We start from the raw sequence: 19,568 nt of genomic DNA, 5'->3' as shown, positions 1-19,568 counted from the left end.
ATATGCGGCGGGGATGTCGGGGCTCGCTCTGTGATTGCGGTGGCGACCGTCCTCGCTGAGCGCCCTACCTCCGGTGCCTGTCTGGCTCATCCGTTACACCCGAAACGGAGAGTTCCGCTCGCAGGGGGCGTCGGAGCGATGGTTGGAGGCGGAAAGATCCACTCCCCGACGTCTTCCTCAAATCAACACAGGGCCCCCACAGGCATGGCGGTCCCGGGTGGGCCGTGGACCGGCTCGGCCCCGCGATCGGAGGAGACGCGACATGAGGATGCGAGGCGGTATTCATGGCCGTGTGGGAGGTATGGGGGCGCGGTACGGGCGGCTGCTCGTCACTGTGGGGCTGATGTCCGCGGTGGGGGCTTGCGGCACCACGGCTTCACCGGAAGGGGCGGGCGCGAGGGGGTCGGAGAACCTCTCGGAGCGCTGCGAGGTGAGGCCGCCCTTGTCGGGGACGCTCGAGCCGGAGCTGCAGTGGGCGTGGACGGGCAGCCCGGTGTTGCCCGAGCACCATCAGGTGATGATGACGCCCGTGGTGGTGGACGTGAACGGGGACCACATCCCAGACATCGTCTTCAGCACCTTCGCGGGAGCCAACTACAGCTCGGACGGAGTGCTCCGGGCCGTCAGTGGAGATGACGGGCACGAGCTGTGGTCGGTGACGGACCTGTCTGCCCGGGTGAAGCCCGCCGCGAGCCTCGCCGCTGGTGACATCGATGGGGATGGCAAGGTGGAAGTGTGCGGCATCCCCGAGAACGGCCGGGGCATCCTCTGCTTCGAGAACGACGGCACCTTCAAGTTCCGCTCGGCCGAGGACGCCTACGATTACAACGAGTGGGGTGGCCCTTCGCTCGCGGACCTCGACGGGGATGGCTCGGTGGAGATCCTCGACGGCAACCGTGTCTACGATCACACGGGCTCGCTGAAGTGGGTGGGCTCCGACGGCATGGGGGGCGCCGAGTACACGGGCCCCGTCTCCTTCGCCGCGGACATCGACCAGGACGGCACGCAGGAGGTGGTCAACGACCGCGCCATCTACCGGCACGACGGCACCCTCAAGTGCGCCAACACGGAGATTCCGCACGGCTTCGCGGGCGTGGCCAACTTCGACGGTGACGCGGCCGGTGAGGTGGTCGTGTCGGGCTACGGCAAGGTGAGCCTGCTCGACGACGACTGCTCGCTGCGCTGGAGCGTCGACGTGCCCTCCGGAGGCCACGGGGGCCCGCCCAACATCGCGGACTTCGACGGGGACGGTCAGCTGGAGATCGGCCTGCCCGGCGAGTGGGCGTACTCGGTGCTTGAGGCCGATGGCTCCGTGAAGTGGTCGCTCCCCATCCAGGACCAGAGCTCCGGAAGGACCGGCTCCACCACGTTCGATTTCAACGCGGACGGCAGGCTCGAGGTCGTCTTCGCCGACGAGCTGAAGCTGCGCATCCTGGACGGAGCCACTGGCTCGGTGCTCTGGGAGATTCCCAACAGCTCGGGCACCACGCACGAGAACCCCATTATCGCGGACGTGGACGGGGACAACGCCGCGGAGCTCGTGGTGGTCTCCAATGACCATGCGTACGCGGGCTCCCATGGCGTCCGCGTGTTCCATGACCGGAACGAGGGCTGGGCCGGTACGCGGCGCATCTGGAACCAGCACGCCTACTCGGTGACGAACATCAACAATGACGGCACGCTCCCCGCGCACCCGGCGGCGCACTGGCTGGACGCGAGGCTCAACACCTTCCACGCCAACGTCGCCAACCACTTCGGTGACGGCCCGAGCCCCTATGCCGTCGCGGACCTCGTCGTGTCCGAGCCGTCCGCCACGTGCGATGGCGAGGGGACCCTCGTGCTCCGCGCGAACGTGCGCAACCAGGGAGATGCCGCGGTGGCCGCGGGCCTGAAGGTGGCCTTCTACGCGGTGGACGCGGCCTCGGGCGGCACGTTGCTCGGCGTGGCCACCGTCCCCGAGCCTCTGCCCGTGGGCGGCAGCTTCCTGGCCACCGTCTCCGTGTCCTCGCCCCTCTCCGGCAGCGCCGGGCTCATCGCCAGCGTGGACGACGATGGCTCGGGTGTGGGCCGCGACACCGAGTGCCGCGAGGACAACAACACCGCCACCGCGACGGTGGACCTCTCCTGCGAGGCGCCCCCGAGCAATGAGCCACCGGTGGCGCTCTGCCGTGACGTCACCGTCACCGCCGATGCCTCGTGCCGGGGCTACGCGAGCGTGGACCATGGCAGCTACGACCCGGACCACGGGCCGTCACCGCTCTCCCTGTCCCAGTCTCCGGATGCGTCCTTCGGCCTGGGCCGCCACGCCGTCACGCTGACGGCCTCGGACGGCGAGGCGAGCGCCCAATGCGTGGGCACTGTCACCGTGGTGGACACCACGCCGCCGTCCATCACCTGCCCCCTGTCGGTGGACGCCCGGGTGGGGCTTGGCAACATCGGCCTCAACATCCAATTCGCGGTCTCGTCCAAGGACTCCTGCGGCCCCGCGCCCGTCACCTGCTCGCACCCCTCGGGCTCGCTCTTCCTGCTGGGACTGACTCAGGTCACCTGCACCGCGAAGGATGGGTCCGGCAACACCGCGTCGTGCGACTTCGGGATCCGGGTGAGCCTCGACCTGTCGCTCTGACCGCTCACCCCGGGCGCGTCACACGCCGGACACCCGGCCGGGATTCCGCCGTGAAATCGGCGCGTTACCCGATCGGGTGTCCTCGTGCCAACGAGATTCGCAGTCATGGCAAAGTTACCCCCTATCTGAGTGGGCTCGCATGGGTTAGGGTCCACCCACGTGTCGATTCCGACACCTCGCTGTGTCGTAAGAGACCCCGCCCCCGAGGGGTCTCAAACACGAGGGAAGATGCATGGGCAACGCACTCCAGTCCCCCCTGGTCGTTCCGCAACGGTCCCCGTCCTCCATCTCCGCGCTGGCCACGCCCGCACTGGCCAGGCTCAGGGGAGACCGCGTCCCCTTCGAGACGCCAGGAACATGCCTGTACCAGGAGTTGAGCCGGCCAGAGCTCTACGAGCGCATCTGCGTGAGGGACCCGTACTTCGCGCTGAGCGAGGTGACGGTGGTGGGGGACGGCGAGGTGGTGGCGAAAGTGCCGGTGGAGCAGGAGACGGAGGGGGAGGCCTCGCCCATCAATGCCGCGGAGGTGGGGCGGCACCTGGCCATCCTCGGCTCGTGCGCGGCGTCGCTGGTGAACCCCAAGGAAGGGCAGCACTACTACCTGGCGCGGCGCGCGAGGTTGGAGCGGCTGCACGAGGGGCCGCTGCCCCGGGCCACCGGGCTGCTGCGCGGCGCGGCGAAGGCGGAGTTCAAGGAGCGGCGCACCGCGACCGCGTACACGCGGCTGAGCAGCGCCGGAGGTCAGCCGCTCTTCGCGCTGGAGGTGGACTACAACGTGCTGTCCGCGGCGGCCTTCGCGCGTCTCTTCCAGGGCTCGCGCCAGGAGATGCGCCGTGAGCCGAGGGCCGGGCGGGAGGGGCGGGGAGCGCCGGCCGACTTCGCCGCGATGCGGCAGAACCCGCACCGTGCTCCGCCGCCGTTGCAGGACACCGTCCGGGATGGCGAGTGCCTCAAGGCCACGCTGCCGGTGACCGTGGAGATGTGCAAGGGCCACTTCGCCCTGCACCCGGTGCTGCCGGTGGCGGTGGTGATGAGCGGCCTGTCGGGGCTGGCGGGCACGCTGCTGCGCCAGCTCGTGGGCAACGCGTCGGCGCGCTATCTGGTGACGCACGGCGAGGTGCGTGCCGAGAGCCTCGCCAATGCCGGGGAGTCGGTGACGTTCTGCGCCCACCGCCATGGGGTGGAGGGGCGCGAGCACCGCTTCTACTGCTGGGCCTCGGTGGGCTCGCGCTTGGTGGGCGTGATGGAGCTGACGCTCACGAGCCTGGAGTGAGCCTCACTCCCAGGTGATTTCGTAGTCCACGGAATCGATGCTGAGCGGGCGTGCGGTGACGGTGCCCTTGAAGCCCAGGGCCACCAGGGCGCCCTCGAAGATGCCCACGTGGTAGGCGGGCGGCTGCATGTCGCCGCGGTAGGCGAGGATGCAGGCCTTGGGGGCGATGGGGTTGTGATCCCTCTTGCCGTACGTCACCACGGTGCTGAAGGCCACGCGCGTCTGGGCGAAGAGCCGCTGCGGGTCCCCCTTGCCGAGGATGCCGAAGACGACCTGGCCCGGCCCGTGGGAGAAGCGCTGCACGCACGCCCGGCCGCAGGCGTTGAAGACCGCGTCCTCGGGACCCAGCTTGTGCTCGAGCGCGTCCGCCGCGGTGTAGAGCATGGTCAGGTAGTCCGCGGCGGGGTAGGTGCGCAGATCGTGGATGTCCTTCGCCAGCGGACCGGTGCGCACCTGGCGCAGCGCGTGCGGGCCCCCCGTCTTCTCGATGAGCTCGAACACCTCTCGGAAGAAGAGGCCTCTCACTCCGTCATTGGGCCGGGTGACTGCGATGCGAGCGGCGAGCTCGGTCTTGTTGGAGGGCATGGCTGGGCCGGCAGATTACCGGGTAGGCAACGGCCGTCCAACCTGCACCCGGGTCGCGAGTCACCGGGATGACGCGGTGCGGAGTGCCCATTTCGGACGCTTCGTAAGATTCCACCGGCAGCCTCTGCGAGCCTCTGCTTGACACCCCGCGCCCCGGCACGGAAAAGCCGGGGGCGAAGGCGCCGGCCCGCCTCCCCGTTCTCTTCTCGGCCACCTGGAGTCTGACGAGTGAAGCTCGCGACCCTCAACGACGGAACCCGCGACGGACGGCTCATCGTCGTCAAGCGGGACAACTCGGCCTACGCGCTCGCCACCAACGTGGCCCTCACGCTGCAGGCCGCGCTCGACAAGTGGGACGAGATGGAGCCCAAGCTGCGCGCGCTGGCCGAGGAGCTCGAGGCCGGTCGCGTGCAGAGCCGTCCCGTCGACGTGAATGCGCTGCTCTCCCCGCTGCCTCGCGCCTACGAGTGGGTGGATGGCAGCGCCTACCTCAACCACGTCATCCTCGTGCGCAAGGCGCGCAACGCCGAGCCCCCGCCGACGATGAAGACGGATCCGCTCGTGTACCAGGGCGGCTCGGGCACCTTCCTGGCGCCCACGCAGGACCTCGCCCTGGTGGACGAGGGCTGGGGCATGGACTTCGAGTCCGAGGTGGCGGTCATCCTCGGCGACGTGCCGCTGGGCACGCAGGCGAAGGACGCGGCGAAGCACGTGAAGCTGGTGATGCTCTGCAACGACGTCACCCTGCGCAACCTCATCCCCAACGAGCTGGCCAAGGGCTTCGGCTTCTTCCAGGGCAAGCCCTCCAGCGCCTTCAGTCCCTTCGCGCTCACGCCGGACGAGCTCGGCCCCGCGTGGAAGGATGGCCGCGTGCACCTGCGCCTGCGCTCCACGCTCAACGGCCAGGTGGTGGGTGACACGGATGCCGGCCCGGAGATGCACTTCTCCTTCTTCGACCTCATCCAGCACATCTCCAAGACGCGCGCCTTCACCGCCGGCACCGTGCTCGGCAGCGGCACCGTGTCCAACGAGGACCGCGCCCGGGGCATCTCCTGCCTCGCCGAGCGCCGGATGATCGAGACCATCGAGTCGGGCGGCCCCAAGACGCCCTTCATGAAGGTGGGGGACACCATCGACATCGAGATGTTCGGTCCCGAGGGGCAGAGCCTCTTTGGCCGCATCTCTCAGAAGGTGGTGAAGCCGTGAAGCTCTACAGCTACTGGCGTTCGTCGTGTTCGTGGCGGGTTCGCATCGGGCTCAACCTCAAGGGCCTGTCCTACGAGTACGTGCCCGTGCACCTGCTGAAGGACGGCGGCGAGCAGCACTCCGAGGCCTACCGCGCCGTCAATCCCATGCGCACCGTGCCCACGCTGGAGTTCACCGAGGGCGGCAAGGTGCGCCACCTGTCCCAGTCGCTGGCCATTCTCGAGTACCTGGAGGAGCGCTACCCCTCGCCCGCCCTGCTGCCGGCCGACCCGTATCTCCGGGCCCGCTGCCGGATGTTGTCGGAGATAGTGAACTCGGGGATTCAACCCCTGCAGAACACGGGGGTGCTGCAGCGCATCAAGGGGGAGCTGAAGGGAGATGAGAAGGCCTGGTGCGCGTACTGGATCGACCGGGGTCTGGGGGCCTTCCAGGCACTCGCGCAGGAGACGGCGGGCACGTACTGCCTGGGGGACACGGTGTCGATGGCGGACATCTGCCTGGTTCCCCAGCTCTTCGGTGCACGGCGTTTCGGGGTAGACCTGCGGCCGTACGAGCTGCTCACCCGCATCGAGGCGGCCTGCGCCAGCCTCCCCGCCTTCCAGGCGGCCCAGGCGGATCGGCAGCCCGACGCCGTGCCGGCCTGAGCCCGGTGACGACGCAGTAACGGATTCGAACCACCCAGGGGGGTGTGCACATGGCGAAGCTCGAGTCGTTGGGAATCAAGGGTCTGGAGAGCGTCCACTGGTACGTGAATGACGTGGAGCGCAGCCGGCGCTTCTACGTGGACGGGTTGGACTTCGCGGAGCAGGGCGTGTCCTCGCCGGAGCTGGAGAAGCAGGGCAGGCAGAAGTCCGCCGTCTTCCAGGCGGGGAACGTCGTGCTGGTGGTGAGCCAGCCGGTGGGCGAGGGCGGCCGGGCCTGGCGCTACCTGCGCAGGCACCCGGACGGGGTGGGCACGCTCAACTACCAGGTGGAGGACATCGAGAAGACGTTCCGCCTGCTGGAGCAGCGCGGTGCCACCTTCATCACGGACATCGAGCGCTACACCGATGACAAGGGCGGCAAGCTGGCGCAGTTCTCCATCACCACGCCCTTCGGTGACACCACGTTCCGCTTCATCCAGCGTGACGGATACAAGGCGCTCTACCCGGGCTTCGTGCAGTACGACAAGCCGCGCGGCGGCTCCAACCGCTACGGCTTCACGCACATCGACCACATCACGTCCAACTTCCAGACCATGAGGCCCATGCTCCTGTGGATGGAGCACGTGATGGGCTTCGAGAAGTTCTGGGAGATTCAGTTCCACACCGAGGACGTGGCCTCCAAGCAGAAGCGGGACCATGGCTCGGGCCTGCGCTCGGAGGTCATCTGGGATCCCGTGAGCCGGGTGAAGTTCGCCAACAACGAGCCGCTGCGGCCCTTCTTCAAGTCCTCGCAGATCAACGTCTTCACCGAGGACCACCGGGGCGACGGCGTGCAGCACCTGGCGCTCGCGGTGAAGGACATCCTCTCCTCGGTGAAGGGCATGCGCGAGAAGGCGGGCGTCGAGTTCATGCCCACCCCGGGCACGTACTACGACGCGCTGCCCGAGCGCATCCAGCGGCTGGGCATCAAGAAGATCGACGAGGACGTGAATGTCCTGCGAGATCTGCAGGTGCTCGTGGATGGGGCGGGGGAGAACAGCTACCTGTTGCAGATCTTCATGAAGGACGCGGCGGCCCTGTACAAGGACCAGAAGGCGGGCCCGTTCTTCTACGAGATCATCCAGCGCAAGGGGGACCAGGGCTTCGGCGGCGGCAACTTCCGAGCACTCTTCGAGAGCATCGAGCGCCAGCAGAAGTCGGAAGGGCGGATCTAGTCTCGTCGGTGGACTGCGACGAGTTCCTCTTCTATTGCCGGGGCAACTTCACCAGCCGCAGGGGTGTGGGGCCGGGCAGCGTGAGCTTCCACCCGAAGGGCGTGGCGTACGGTCCGCACCCGGGCGCGTACGAGGGCAGCATCGGCCACCGCGAGACGAACGAGCTGGCGGTGATGCTGGACACCACGCTGCCGCTGCACCCCACGGCCGCGGCGGTGGCGGTGGAGGACCCGAACTACCAGAAGAGCTTCATCCCCTGAGCCGTCAGGGCCCGGCCTTCGTCGGCCGGGCACTGGTTTCCGGCGCCCGGCCGCTGAGACGCACCCATCCGCGTCCCAGAAGGGCCTTCACCCCGAGAGTGCTCGGGGCGAAGGCCGCTCCAACTAGGGATGCGGAAGCTGTATGTTCATCGCATTTCCAGCATGCCGCTGGTTGTTCCACTGTTCGAGCGCGCCGTGTAGTAGATCGGGGAGACCGCTTCCGTGGATCAGCTTCGGCTTGAGCAGAGCCACCTCTCCCGCGGCGTTGACGTCGTAGCCCCACCTGACGGCGCCCAGGTACTGACCGGAATTCATGTCGAGCGCGACCGTTATGAACGTGCTCCGAGCCGCTTCGGGGAACCGAGCAAGCTCCCGTGGCGTATCAATGAGCGTGGCTTCATTCCCACGTTCGCCGTACCTGGCTTTGAGCGTCTCTCTAGCAAGGCTATCCGCGCCCAGCATCCCTTCTAGCAGGGGCTCAGGGGCGTCACTATCACTCATGCCGTAGACGGGATTTCTTCTAGAGTTGCCCCTGTCGACGGCCCAGCCCATGCGGTTGGCCGGGTAGTTACCCCCTGGCTGCATGGCCGGGTGGACCCGTTCGTGGGCCGTACCCTGCCAATTGAGAGGACTCTTGAACTGGACCAGCCCGATCTTCATCTCGTGGTTTGTCGCAGCAAAGCCGATCTTGATGTTGGCTCCCACCTGATAGTGTTCCCCCGCGGCTGGCTGCGCTTGTCGTCTGAACGCTTCATAGACATGCACCGTGAACCTGCCGCTCACCCCACCTTGGGGGTTGTTTGGATGCCTGGTCTGGAATGTAGACCCGACAGACTGCGTCATGAGCCCCGACTCATCAGAGAAGTTGATCGGATCGTGTCTGGCATAGGTGTAGAGATGGCACTCGAGCGGGCTCCCGACACAGAACTCCGGCTCCGAGAACACATAGGCGTCTGGAGTGGTGAAGCTCGCGAGTCCCGGCGCATACTCACGTGCCCCCATCTGGATGAGGCCGGTGTCGGGGTCCGTGAACCGTCCGGTGAAGCTGAAGACGAGCTCGGTGCTCTCGAGCAGGTTCTGGGCTCCCGTCACGGTGGCCAGACCGAAAGGTGTGTATTCGGCCTGGAGCGGGGTCTGGCCGGACTCGTCCACCAGCGCCCGGACCACGCCGCGTGAGTCGTCCAGCAGGGTGAAGACCCGCTGCTCGTCAACGATGAGGGCCAATCGCCTGCCCTCGATGCGGACTAGGCTCTGCCGCTCCCTCCCGTTATCGCGTGTGAAGCGTGAGGGATAGATGACCACCTCGGAGACCTTCTCCTGTGCGCCCTCCTTCACGCGCACCTGCTTGGAGACGCGATCGCCAGCCACCGAATAACCATAGATGAGTGTCTTTCCGTCGAGCTCGATGCGCCGGATGCGGCCGAACGGGTCGTAGATGATCTCCCGCATCGCTCCGCCCGCCACCACGCGGCCGAACACGTCGAGGCGGAAGTTGCCCCCCTTGGGTAGGGGAATGGCGTTCGTGCCCGATGCACGCTCGAAGAGGTAATCCGCTCCTTCGCTCAGTCTGCTCGGCTCTCCCGAGGGACCATAGGCGTAGGTCTGGGTTTGCCCTCCCTCCTGGGCCGAGAGCAATTCTCCGCGGGGACTGTAGGTGTACGAGCTGGTGCGTGAGCCGTCCTGGATGGCCGAGATGCGCCCATCCGCACGGTGCGTGAGCAGCATGTCCTGGACGGGGACGCAGCCTGCCTCACGCGTGATGCAGGCCTGGAGGTGGACGAGACGCCCGGACGCGGTCTCATAACCATATTGGCGCTCGAGCCCCATCCGAGGCGCCGTATACGCGGTTATCTGTCCCCGCCCGTTGTATTGAATGCCCGCGATGAGCGGAGCCTCGACGCGCCCCGGCGCCGACCAGTGGATCGCGGCGAGCGCTCCCGCGCCATGCCGTTCGAGCGTGAAGGTATTTCCGAACGGATCGTCATAGGAGGCCAGCTTGCCATCGAGCGCGTAGGTCCACGCTTCCTCGTAGGTGCGCTCCACTCCGCCCCCCGAATACGAGAGCATGTGCCCGGTCCGCTGTCCGCTCCGGTCGTAGGTGTAGTGCTCCGTCACGTGCTGCGCCCCGAGCAGGTCGTGCGCGCTGGCCTCGACAAGACGGTCCAGGGTCTCGGGCGTGGCGGGTTGTCCCTCCCGCTTGTCGTAGACGAACGACAGGTCATCGGTGCCATCGGGGTAGACCGAGGAAGAAGCTCGCAGGTGCGTCAGCCGGTTGAGGGCGTCGTAGGTTCGTTCGACGCGCTCCCACTCCGACCCGCTGGCGCTCCATGTCATCCCCTGGGTCACCCGTCCTCGCGTATCGCGCGTCCAGAGTCGCGTCATGATTCCGGAGGCCTGACTGAGGAGGAGGTCACCATCGGCATCGAAGACCACTCGCCGGGGCGTCTCCTCTCCAGGCAGGTGGATTCTGTACAACCTTCCATGCGCGTCCCGCGAGTAGCGATAGATCTGCCCCGCCTCATCGACCAGCGCGTACACTTCCCCGGAGCGCTCGACGGAGGTGCTCGTGCGAACGACGGCACCACCGCTCTCCGTGAGGCGCTCCTCGAGCCGTCGCCCCCAGGGCTCGTACACCGTGCGCACGACGTACCTGCCCGAGGAATCCGTCACCTCCACCGGGCGCCCCAGTGCGTCATAGGACGTACATGTCCCCAGGCCGAGCCCGCAGCCGGGTGCACTCGCAGGAGCCGGGAACCGCCCTTCCGCGAAGAGCGCGGCCGGTCCCTGGGCCTCCAGGTAGGGCTGGGCCGAGAAGACGGGAGCGCCCGTCGCGTTGTAGGTTGCGTACGCCAGAACCCTGGCTCCGGTGGATTCACTCTCGATGGCCTCGCCCAGGGAACGGCCATCGGCCCGGAATGCGAACAGCCGCTCCGTGGTCATCCGGAGACCCGTGGCCGCGCGGCGCTCGATCACGCGCACGAGCCGTGGCTGTGTGCCCTCCGCGTCGCGGTAGGCGTAGGCGACTTCGCGTCCGCTCGAGTCCGTCATCCGCACCGGGCGGTGCAGGGAGTCGAACCTGGACACCGTGAGCTCGCCCTGTGGAGTCAGGAGATGGGTTCGGGCCAGGCTCCGTTCGGGGATTCCCTCTCCCGTACCGCCGAGCGTGCATTCCGCCGAGCCGTAGCAATACCGGGTCCGGTGCCCGAGTGAATTCCGAGACTCCACGATGCGCAGGCCCGTCGGGTCGTAGATGAAGCGAGCCGTGATTCCCAGCCCATCTCCGGATTCGACGACGTTGCCAAAGGCGTCATAGGCATGTGTGAGGGTGCGCACGGCACTCTTCTGGATTGCCTGGGTGAACCGGGTGTCGAGCCCCGAGAGTGCCTCCGGGTCCGTCTCGCCTTGAGCCGTCACGCGCACCGGCAGGGGCCATTGCTCCGCATACACGGTGGTGGTCTTGGAGAGTACGGCGCCGGAAGGCAGTGTCTTCACGACTTCTCCGCTCACGGCCGTCAGAATTCCCCGCTCCTCCCAGACTGGGTCGTACGTGAGCGTGCGCACGCTGGCGTGCGAGGGGACCTGCAGGTCTTCGGGTCCCGCGACGGCGTTCAGGGCTTCCTGCTCACGCACGAGCCGATTCAGCGCGTCGTAATCGAGCGTGCGGGTGCTCGTCGCGGGGGCCACACATCCCGAGCTCTCGCTGCAGCTTCGCGAACGGGTGCTCAGGAGGCGCACGAACACGGGGGGCGTGCGGGCCTCCGCTTCCGGAAGGGGCTCGACGGCCCAGTCGGACTCCTGCTGGGAGAGGACCGCCGCCGGGGTGAGCGGCTCCTCGCTCCAGGTCTCCGCCGTGAAGGACACCGCGCTCGCCGTCTCGAGTGGGCCGGGCACGGCGGGACGGACCCGGAGTGGAGTGGGGCGGACGAGCTCCTCCATGCGGGTCATGCTTGCCAGGAAGCGGTCCGTGCGCGTTCCCTGCACGGCGTACGTCCGGCGGATTCCCAGGTCCGGTTGGGTACTGTCTCCCAGAGTGAGCATGTCGCTCCGGGCGAAGCCGACGAAGCTTCGCGCTTCGCTCTCGAAGTGGGGCGCATGGTACCGGAAGGCCGTGAGTTGAGGAGGCTCGCCCCCCACCAGGAGGGCATGCCGCTTCACCACGGGGAGCGCGTAGGGAAGGCCGCGCAGGCTCGCATCGTCCATGCCGAGCTGCCGACGATCGCGCACGAGCTCATCGGTGGTCGTGCCATAGACGAATGCGTGCCGGAGCCCGGTCCCCTCGGACGCTGCGACGAGCAGATCCGGTCCGACGACGTTCTTCTGCCCCGTGCGATTGAAGTCGATGACGCGCAGCCGTCCACCTTGGGGAGTGGGCTCGTAGACGAGGATTTCTCCGACACCATCCCCGTCGATATCGATGACGCGCGTGTTCCAGATGTTCTGTGTGTCGACACTCAAGGTCGTGTTCAGCGGGATGAGCTCCGCACGCGAGAATCCATCGCGGCCCTGCCCGAACCAGACCTTGAGCGCGTTCGCCGTCGCCGTGAGGTGGGCGAGGTCGATGTTCCCATCCCCGTTGACGTCCGCCAGCCACATCGCGTTGAGGTTGACGCCGGACTCGATGCCCTGGGCCGGGAGGAAGAAGCCCTGCTCACAAACCGGGTCGCCCGCGTCGAAACCAAACACCATCGCGCCCGCGGCCATCCGCCCGCGCGGCACGTCTCGCCCCTGCGAGTCCGTCCCCAGGCTCGTATAGGTATATGCCCACACCCCGCCCTGGTTCTCGTAGACGCACAGGCCCTTCTCGCCCGCGCCAGTCACTTTCAGCACGGCGAGGTCCTGGAGCCCATCCCCATTGACGTCCAGGAAGCGGTACGCGGGATTGTCGAGCTCCCACCCGGCGCCGGCCGTGAAGGGGAACCGGAGGTTGGTGAGGGTCTGGAAGGACAGGGCCCTGTCCTCCGGCGAGGTGATGTTCACATGGGCGGTCCACGTCGCTGTCACTCCGTCCGTGGTCGCGATGAGGATGTCGTCCTTTCCGTCCGCGTTGAGGTCGATGACGCGGCTGCGTCCGTGCATGAGCTGCCCGACATACGCATCGAGCATGCTGGAGCGCGTGGCCGCCGCGAACGGCTTGCCGGGGACGCCTTGCTGTCCGCGGAAGAAGAAGAGCTCGGACTGACCGCCCGAGGCCGTGATGTGCACCACGTCCGTCAGGCCGTCGCCATTGAAGTCTCCCGTCCAGAACAGGCTGTCGGAACCGGGGCGCTCGTCGAAACGCAGCACCTCCGGCTGCTCGATACCGCCCAGCACCTTCTGGAGCACCACCCCATCGCGCTGCACGAACGGGTTCTGCCTGGCGAGGTCTCCGAGATTGTACGAGGCGAAGCTCCGGTTGTCGGAGAGCGAGGCGCGCAGGACATCCGCCAGACCATCGGCGTTCAGGTCCAGGAACTCCGAGCCGCCCTCGGGACCAAAGCCATACACATCCGGAATCTCAATGTCGTAGACGAGCGAATGATCGCGAATGTCCGAGATCGTCCAACCCGAGTACTGGAACCGCACGAGCGGTTCCTGTTGCGTGTTGCGTGTCAGGGGAACCGCACTCCGTCCGAAGCGGTAGACACCCAGGAGCTTGTCCTGCCGGCTCAGGGACGCCGAGAGCTTTGTGAGCTCCGCGGCGAAGTCCTCCTGTGCGACCGCCGCGCAGTCCGGATGGGTGAGGAGTTTCGCTCCATCCTGTGCGTACACACCGTAGACGAAGCACCACTGATACATCAGCTCGCCGTCGAAGCGTGCCGTCATCTTCGTGTAGAGGTGGCCTGCCTTCTGGGGGGACCCCATCACGTAATCCGTGGGTGCACGCGGCCGCTCCGCGCGCTCGAAGACGTAGGCCGACCGGCCGCCCGCGAAGCTGACGGAGCTCAGGTACGAGCGTTGATCCTCCGTGGGCTTGTCGTACTGGTAGGTGACGACTTCGCCCGTGGGGCTCACAGCGGCCACCAGCGGCCAGCGCGTGGCGAAGAAGCGCTTGAGCATCAGCCCCTCGGCAACCTCTGGCGCTTCGCTGTAATACTCCTGCCGTCCATCCGGGTAGACGACGCGGAAGCCCGCAAGGGCCAGCGTGCCTCCCTGTCTGTCCGGCACGGCCATCTCCGCGCCGGGCATGTGGCGGAACACCCGGACGAGCGAATCCGTGCCATCGAGTCGATACTCGATGATGCTCAGGGCGCCGTTCACCTTCTCTGTTCGGACGCGCTCCAGCCGCGCGCCATTGAGTGTGAGCCGGGCGGCGAGATCTCCGTTGGCGGTGACATACCGGTACGGCACGCCCCAATCACCGGCGATCCCCACCGAGGACGAGCCGAGACTGAAGCCGATGCCGAATCCGTCCCGGGCATCGGTGGGGGAGGTGCTGTACGTGAGGGCCAGACCCGGTCCGAAGCCCGCGCGTGCGGGCAGGCCCGGGAGTGGGAGCACGACACTGGCCGCGCCACGGTTCTCCGTGACGCTCACGCCCATCGTGGGTCCACTCAAGGCCCCCGCGGATGCGAGTGCGCCAGAGCCCATGGCCTGGGGCGTCTCCAGCTCATCAGACCTTGGGGCCTTGGCCGGGTCCTTCGTCTCTTCCGTCCGGGTGGGTCCACACGAAAGGGCTGGGAGCAGCCCCAGGACGGCCAGCGACAATCGCAGCCGATTCATCCACTCATCTCCTTGAAATGGCATTCCGCCTCCGGCGGAGGACATGGCTGTGCCGCCGCGCCGGAGGCGAGCCGGCGACACGTGCTGAGCAACGACCTGAGGGCGCGGGTGCGCCCTCTCAGTTCTGTGCGGGAGTCGAGACGGCGGCGACCAGGGAGCGGGCAGCACCCTCGGCGCTCAACCGCCCGGTGGCGAACTGCTCCCAGATGGGAGCCAGTGCGGCCTCCGCCGCGCGCACGCGCGCTTCGGGAACTTCCACTGCGTCCACGGAAGCCGCCGCCAGGGCGAGCTCTTCCGCCGACGCCGATGCGGCCACGGGCTGGAGCGCTGCCTTTCCGAGCGTCGCCATGAGGCGCGAGGAGCCCTCCTTTTCGACGAAGCGCAGGAGCGCATCCGCGGCCTCCAGCTCACGCTTCGGGGCCTCACCCGCCCGGAAGAGCGCGTACACCCGTTGTACGGGCCTGATCCTGGCTCCGCCCCCGGGCAGGGCGGGAATCACCGTCAGCCCGAGCTTCCCTCCGAGTGCGCTCCGCAGCTCTGGCAGCCGCCATTCTCCAATCACTGCGAACGGTGCACGGCCCTCCTTGAAGACCTGGACCACGCACTCCGACAGGCAGGCGCCCGGCGTGAGGCCGTACTTGAACCGGAGATCGGAGAGCAGCGCGAACGCCTCTCGAGGCGTGTCACCCGGGCCCCCGGCCTGGAAGAGGTCGCCGAAGAAGGGGAGGAGGCTGTGCATCTCCTCCGCGAGCACGATTCCATACGGGACCGTGCCCTTCTCCTTGAGGGTGTAGCCGTGGGCGATGATGTCGCGCCACGTCTTCGGTGCTTCCGGAACGAGGTCCCGGTTGTAGGCGAGGACGACGTAGTCCGAGGCGAACAAGGGAACGCCTCCGGGCGTGGCGGACCCGTTCGACACTCGCAGCGCCAGGTGGGGGCCACGGGCCGCGCCGTCACTCCCCTCCCGGGCATGCGCGTCGTACCGCACCGACAGCCGCACCTCGGGGTGTTGCTCGAGGAAGGGGCGCAGGAGTTCCTTGAGGGGTTCATTGAACTCCTCGCTCACGCTCTGGACGACGCTGAGCTCGACCGGCGATGTCGAGGGAGGGGGCGGGGCCGGGTCTCGCCGGGATAGCCAGTACCCGAGCACGGTGGCAAGCACCACGAAGCTCCCGACGGCGGTGTATGCCCACCGATTCTTTCGCCATCCCATGTCCATGCGCCTCACCTAGGGAGTCCCCATCCACGGCGCTTCGACCTGGCATGCCCCGGGACTGGCAGTCAGGTAGCGGATGTCTGTCATGGGCTGGGGCACGACGAACTGCACCAGCGCCTGTTCTCCGGACGCCTGGGCCGGGCACCGCACCACGTAGGCGAAGTTGCTGACGCTCGCGGCGTCGAACACGAGCCGGCCCGCAGTACGCACGCGCAGCATGGTGGCCTCGGTCCGGAAGAGGGTGGACGTCGAGGACAGCCCCTTGGAGAACGTCGTCCGCTTGGACCACAGGGCGTCCTCTCCTCCGGGCCGCGGAATCCCGGACCACAGGATTCCCACGGGGCCCTGGAGGGTCGCTCCTCCGATGAAGGTCTGGGTGCCCGGTTTGAGCGTCAGGGCCCGGAAGCGATCCACCGCTCCCGAGAGCGAACGTCCATCCAGGTCGATGAGGATGCTGGAGCTCGGGTTGGCATGGGCGAGCGACACCAGCTTGAGCTGCCCCGTCTGCGGCCACGAGACGATGGACACCGTGCCTTGCTCGGCCTCCACGGCGCTCGTGAAGGCGAGGACGTCGGAGTTGTAGAGCACCAGGCTCCCTCCCGCGATGTCCACGCCGGCGTAGAACGGATATGCCCGCGTCGCATCGCCAATATCGGCGTCACGAAGGCGGAGCATCAGCTTCTGTCCGGTTCCACCCCTCGCCCTGACAGCCACGCGCGCAAGCGCCGGCCGGGATGCCACGGGGGTGGTGGGAGGGATTGGACGCATGTCCAGGTACCGGAGCTCTACTTCGAGATCTCCCTCGACCTGGATGGCGGGGACGGCCGCCGTGCAGAGGGCCGCTCCCGTTCCGCATCGTGGCTCAGCGACGAGGAGCGCCGACCGAGCACCTGCCTCTCCGCCGATCCGGAGGGTCTTGAGGCTGGAGGGAAGGGTACTGGCGTCCACCCGGAACGGAGCATCACTCAGGACGGCCTCCGGTCCGAGGACGACCTCCAGGGCCTCGGGTCCACTCGCGCACTGGCGCGCGCGAACCGCGCGTTCCAGCTCGCGTGAGAGCTCGATCTTCGAGAGATCGATTCCATCGAGAATCACCTGGGGCAGGTTGATGCGGCACGTCGTCTGCTCCTGGAGACACGGGAGCGTGAGCTGGGGAGTGGATGGCGAGGAGGGCGTTCCGGTGCCGTACGCGGCCTTCAGCTGCCCCAGCCAGGAGGACGTGACCGCGGGGTTGCGCGTGAATCCGAGGTGCTTCTGCCAGGTCTCCGTGGCTCCGCCGCAGGCTGAGAACACCAGCTCTCCGGTCGAGAGCTGCGCACCCTGGCGAATCGTCCCATCGAGCTGCTGGCGCTCCTCATAAGTGAAGGGAGCGGCGTAGGTGCAGGACTCTCCCGCGCCGAGCTCACCCTGCAAGCAGGAGATCGCACCATTGACGACCTTCTTGTGCGCGGGCTTGAAGTCCGTACCACAGTGGTCCACGCAGAAGTCGAAGAGCGGCCGTCCCGCCACGTCCTGATACTCCAGCTCTCCGGCCCAGCCGATGGATACCGAATTCGGAATCATGAACAGTGCGCGCAGCCTGTCCTCCACCTCCGCGCGCTTCGCGTCGTCCCACAGGAGGTCCGTGACCGCCAGTCCATCCACCGCGTCCAGGAGGACGGTGCTCGCCCCTCGGGTCAGCACATAGACATCCCGGCCGAGACTGCGCGCGTAGGCGGTGTCGAGCTCCCAACCGGAGTACTCGACCGGCCGGTCCCTCTTGCAGGACAGGTAGATGCGCTCCCCCGTGGCCGGAGGGGGCTCCCGCGACGTCTCCTGCTGGGCCGCGCGCTGCGGAACCTGGAAGTGGAAGATCAGCTCTCCACACCGGTTGGGGATGACCAGGAACGACGAGGGCTGACCCGCATCCGTGCCCGCCGAGCCCTGCAGGTACTCGAGATAGGAGGATCCCAGGGTGAGCGATTCGACGAAGACCCGCGCACCCGATGCGGTCGTATCCGGGCAGGAGAGGACGAGTGTGCTCGGGGAATTGAGCTGACCTGCCCACGGACTCTCATCGAGCGGTGTGATGGGGTCCGCGTAGATGCGGAAGAGGCGGCGTGCGTTCGCCTCGGTGCACCCGTTCAACCTCGCGAGCCGGGATGCACGTCCTTCTCCCTGGGGGAACTCCACGGCATACACCGTGGCGCCGCTCGTCGTCTCGTAGGAGAAGAGCTTGGGGATCAGGGGAGCCTGGGCGAGGGCCCGCACCTCGCTGACCGTGGTATGGCTTTCAGCCTCTTCCTGGATGCCGCACCCGGCCAGGAGGAACGGAACGACCCCATACATCCAAAAGCGTTTCATCGGTTGGTTCTCACTGACCCACATAGAACGTGTTCATGCAGGCCTGAATGTCCTTGCGGCCATCCGCGATGTACGCACCGAGCCCGACGTTGCGGCACAGCGCGGCGGCGGTGGTCTGGCCATCTCCGGAGACGTAGGTCGTCTCCACATTGGAGGAGCAGAGCTTGTTGAGCTCGCTGCGAGGCTTCGACAGGATGGGGTCGACCTGGGCACAGGTCTTCCGGAAGGTCTCCCGGTTCCCACCGCGGATCTCGCAGAAGTACAGGCTGCAGAGCTTCTTCAAGACACCATCCTCGGCCTCCGCGCCCCGAGCGAGCACCGACAGGTCCCGCTTGACGAGGCGGATCTTGTCGAGGAACGCCTCCTGGCCCTGGAGCGTCGCGAGGGTGTCGGTCAGGTCCGTCTTGCTCCTGGCCAGCTCCGCGCGGACGTCACGCCCGGCGCTGTCCTGGTAGAGACCGTTGACCCACCTGTCGACGAAGCCGAGCACGTTCTGCGCCTTCAGCGTCACCGCCTGGTACTTCGTGCTCATGGCCTGGACGCGCGAGGGAATAGGCCCATTGCACTCGCCGGTAGGCGAGCAATACATCTCCGCCAGGCCCGTGTACGAGCCCTTGAGCCGCTCGTTGCGCTGCTTCAATTCCGAGAAGAGCTGAGCGGAGCCCGCGACGGCCCCGTCGACCATCTCGAACTTCCTGGCGAGCATGGCCGTGAGGGGACCGACCCCGGTCGCCGTCGAGCTCGTCTGGTCCGTCACGCTCCCCAGGTAGCGCGAGAGCTCCGTGGTCCCCACCTGGGTCCCGATGCTCTTCACCTGCTCTTCCGGGAGCGACGTGACGATGCCACAGGTCGCATCGGTGCCAGCGCTCAGATGGCTGCTGTAGCACGCGCCCATGGACTCGATGTGCTTTCCGACGGAGAAGGCCGTCGAGTCCGGGTAGTCGAGCGCCATGTTCGCCCAGTTGACGCTCGTGAAGGCCGCCTTCGCCATCCCCCGGTGCACGCAGTAGAGCTCGCGCGAGGGCAGCTTCGTCTCCACCTCCGGCGCCAGCTGCTTCATCCGCTCACAATGGAGCAGCCCCTCCAGGAGCGCGCCCACGTGCCTCTGCGACCGCAGGAGCCCGGAGGTCTGTGCGCGCTGGAGCTCGTCGATGCCCCGGTTGATCTGCTCCCGGGCCTTCTTGGGGTCCATGGAGCGCCGGTCCTGGTGGAACGCGCAGAGCCCGTTCAGGAAGTTCACCTGCGCCCGCTTGCTCGTCACGAGCTGACCGCTCTCCATGGGGAAGTACACGGCGCTGAGGTGCTTCCAGGTGCCATTCAGGCACGCGCTGCTCCAGAGCTGCGCGCGAAGCGTCGTCTTCCGCTCCTGGAAGTCGCACGATGAGGCATTGCTGTTGCAGTCACTTTGAGCTGCCGCCGGCCCGCTCGCACAGAGTCCGGCGAGCAGGCACGCGACCCAGAGGGGTGCCTTTCTCTCGAGCACCAACCGATGCATGACGAAA

Annotated in this window: 11 protein-coding genes; 6 read left to right on the top strand and 5 right to left on the bottom strand. The window is 67.3% G+C overall.

Annotation, left to right across the window (positions count from 1 at the left end; genetic code table 11):
* Positions 1-262 precede the first annotated feature (262 nt).
* Together DAT35_RS12125 and DAT35_RS12120 are read left to right on the top strand one after the other, a co-directional pair.
* On the top strand, positions 263-2,626 hold the full coding sequence (locus tag DAT35_RS12125) for an FG-GAP-like repeat-containing protein (protein WP_108067093.1): 2,364 nt from the start codon (positions 263-265) through the stop codon (positions 2,624-2,626).
* Between the two features lie 232 nt (positions 2,627-2,858).
* Complete coding sequence (locus DAT35_RS12120) at positions 2,859-3,899, top strand: hypothetical protein (protein WP_108067092.1); 1,041 nt, start codon at positions 2,859-2,861, stop codon at positions 3,897-3,899.
* A 3-nt stretch (positions 3,900-3,902) separates the two neighbouring features.
* On the opposite strand, the gene DAT35_RS12115 is transcribed toward DAT35_RS12120, so the two are convergent.
* Entirely contained in the window at positions 3,903-4,484 is a 582-nt protein-coding gene (locus tag DAT35_RS12115) for a TIGR02265 family protein (RefSeq protein ID WP_108067091.1), read from the bottom strand.
* Between the two features lie 228 nt (positions 4,485-4,712).
* On the opposite strand from DAT35_RS12115, the gene DAT35_RS12110 reads away from it, so the two are divergent.
* Genes DAT35_RS12110 through DAT35_RS12095 form a run of 4 tightly spaced genes read left to right on the top strand, consistent with a single transcriptional unit; the run spans position 4,713 to position 7,808 of the window.
* Entirely contained in the window at positions 4,713-5,690 is a 978-nt protein-coding gene (locus DAT35_RS12110) for a fumarylacetoacetate hydrolase family protein (RefSeq protein ID WP_108067090.1), read from the top strand.
* Positions 5,687-6,334, top strand: coding sequence for a maleylacetoacetate isomerase (gene maiA / locus DAT35_RS12105; protein WP_108067089.1), 648 nt, complete (start codon positions 5,687-5,689; stop codon positions 6,332-6,334). The genes DAT35_RS12110 and maiA overlap by 4 nt, the downstream gene beginning before the upstream one ends.
* 50 nt (positions 6,335-6,384) lie before the next feature.
* Complete coding sequence (gene hppD, locus DAT35_RS12100) at positions 6,385-7,548, top strand: 4-hydroxyphenylpyruvate dioxygenase (RefSeq protein WP_108067088.1); 1,164 nt, start codon at positions 6,385-6,387, stop codon at positions 7,546-7,548.
* Positions 7,549-7,556: 8 nt separating this feature from the next.
* On the top strand, positions 7,557-7,808 hold the full coding sequence (locus DAT35_RS12095) for a hypothetical protein (RefSeq protein WP_304466049.1): 252 nt from the start codon (positions 7,557-7,559) through the stop codon (positions 7,806-7,808).
* A 123-nt stretch (positions 7,809-7,931) separates the two neighbouring features.
* On the opposite strand, the gene DAT35_RS12090 is transcribed toward DAT35_RS12095, so the two are convergent.
* The 4 genes from DAT35_RS12090 to DAT35_RS12075 form a co-directional block, all read right to left on the bottom strand.
* Positions 7,932-14,327, bottom strand: coding sequence for an FG-GAP-like repeat-containing protein (locus DAT35_RS12090; protein ID WP_158501663.1), 6,396 nt, complete (start codon positions 14,325-14,327; stop codon positions 7,932-7,934).
* A gap of 298 nt (positions 14,328-14,625) precedes the next feature.
* Positions 14,626-15,720: an extracellular solute-binding protein gene (locus DAT35_RS12085; RefSeq protein WP_158501662.1), complete on the bottom strand. Its 1,095-nt coding sequence runs from the start codon at positions 15,718-15,720 to the stop codon at positions 14,626-14,628.
* A 15-nt stretch (positions 15,721-15,735) separates the two neighbouring features.
* Positions 15,736-18,066: a hypothetical protein gene (locus tag DAT35_RS12080; RefSeq protein WP_146209675.1), complete on the bottom strand. Its 2,331-nt coding sequence runs from the start codon at positions 18,064-18,066 to the stop codon at positions 15,736-15,738.
* A 10-nt stretch (positions 18,067-18,076) separates the two neighbouring features.
* The gene (locus DAT35_RS12075; RefSeq protein ID WP_108067084.1) at positions 18,077-19,561 is read right to left on the bottom strand and encodes a hypothetical protein; all 1,485 of its coding nucleotides are present in this window, start codon (positions 19,559-19,561) and stop codon (positions 18,077-18,079) included.
* Positions 19,562-19,568: the final 7 nt, after the last annotated feature.

Source organism: Vitiosangium sp. GDMCC 1.1324 (assembly GCF_003044305.1).
GTDB lineage: Bacteria > Myxococcota > Myxococcia > Myxococcales > Myxococcaceae > Archangium.
This window is presented reverse-complemented; position numbering and strand designations above follow the sequence as displayed.

What these genes read in the sequence shown, in the direction of transcription:
- DAT35_RS12080 (WP_146209675.1), bottom strand. Translation starts at nt 18,066, where the DNA reads ATGAAACGCTTTTGGATGTATGGGGTCGTTCCGTTCCTCCTGGCCGGG.
- hppD (WP_108067088.1), top strand. Translation starts at nt 6,385, where the DNA reads ATGGCGAAGCTCGAGTCGTTGGGAATCAAGGGTCTGGAGAGCGTCCAC.
- DAT35_RS12075 (WP_108067084.1), bottom strand. Translation starts at nt 19,561, where the DNA reads ATGCATCGGTTGGTGCTCGAGAGAAAGGCACCCCTCTGGGTCGCGTGC.
- DAT35_RS12090 (WP_158501663.1), bottom strand. Translation starts at nt 14,327, where the DNA reads ATGGGCGTGAGCGTCACGGAGAACCGTGGCGCGGCCAGTGTCGTGCTC.
- DAT35_RS12120 (WP_108067092.1), top strand. Translation starts at nt 2,859, where the DNA reads ATGGGCAACGCACTCCAGTCCCCCCTGGTCGTTCCGCAACGGTCCCCG.
- DAT35_RS12085 (WP_158501662.1), bottom strand. Translation starts at nt 15,720, where the DNA reads ATGGGATGGCGAAAGAATCGGTGGGCATACACCGCCGTCGGGAGCTTC.
- DAT35_RS12125 (WP_108067093.1), top strand. Translation starts at nt 263, where the DNA reads ATGAGGATGCGAGGCGGTATTCATGGCCGTGTGGGAGGTATGGGGGCG.
- DAT35_RS12115 (WP_108067091.1), bottom strand. Translation starts at nt 4,484, where the DNA reads ATGCCCTCCAACAAGACCGAGCTCGCCGCTCGCATCGCAGTCACCCGG.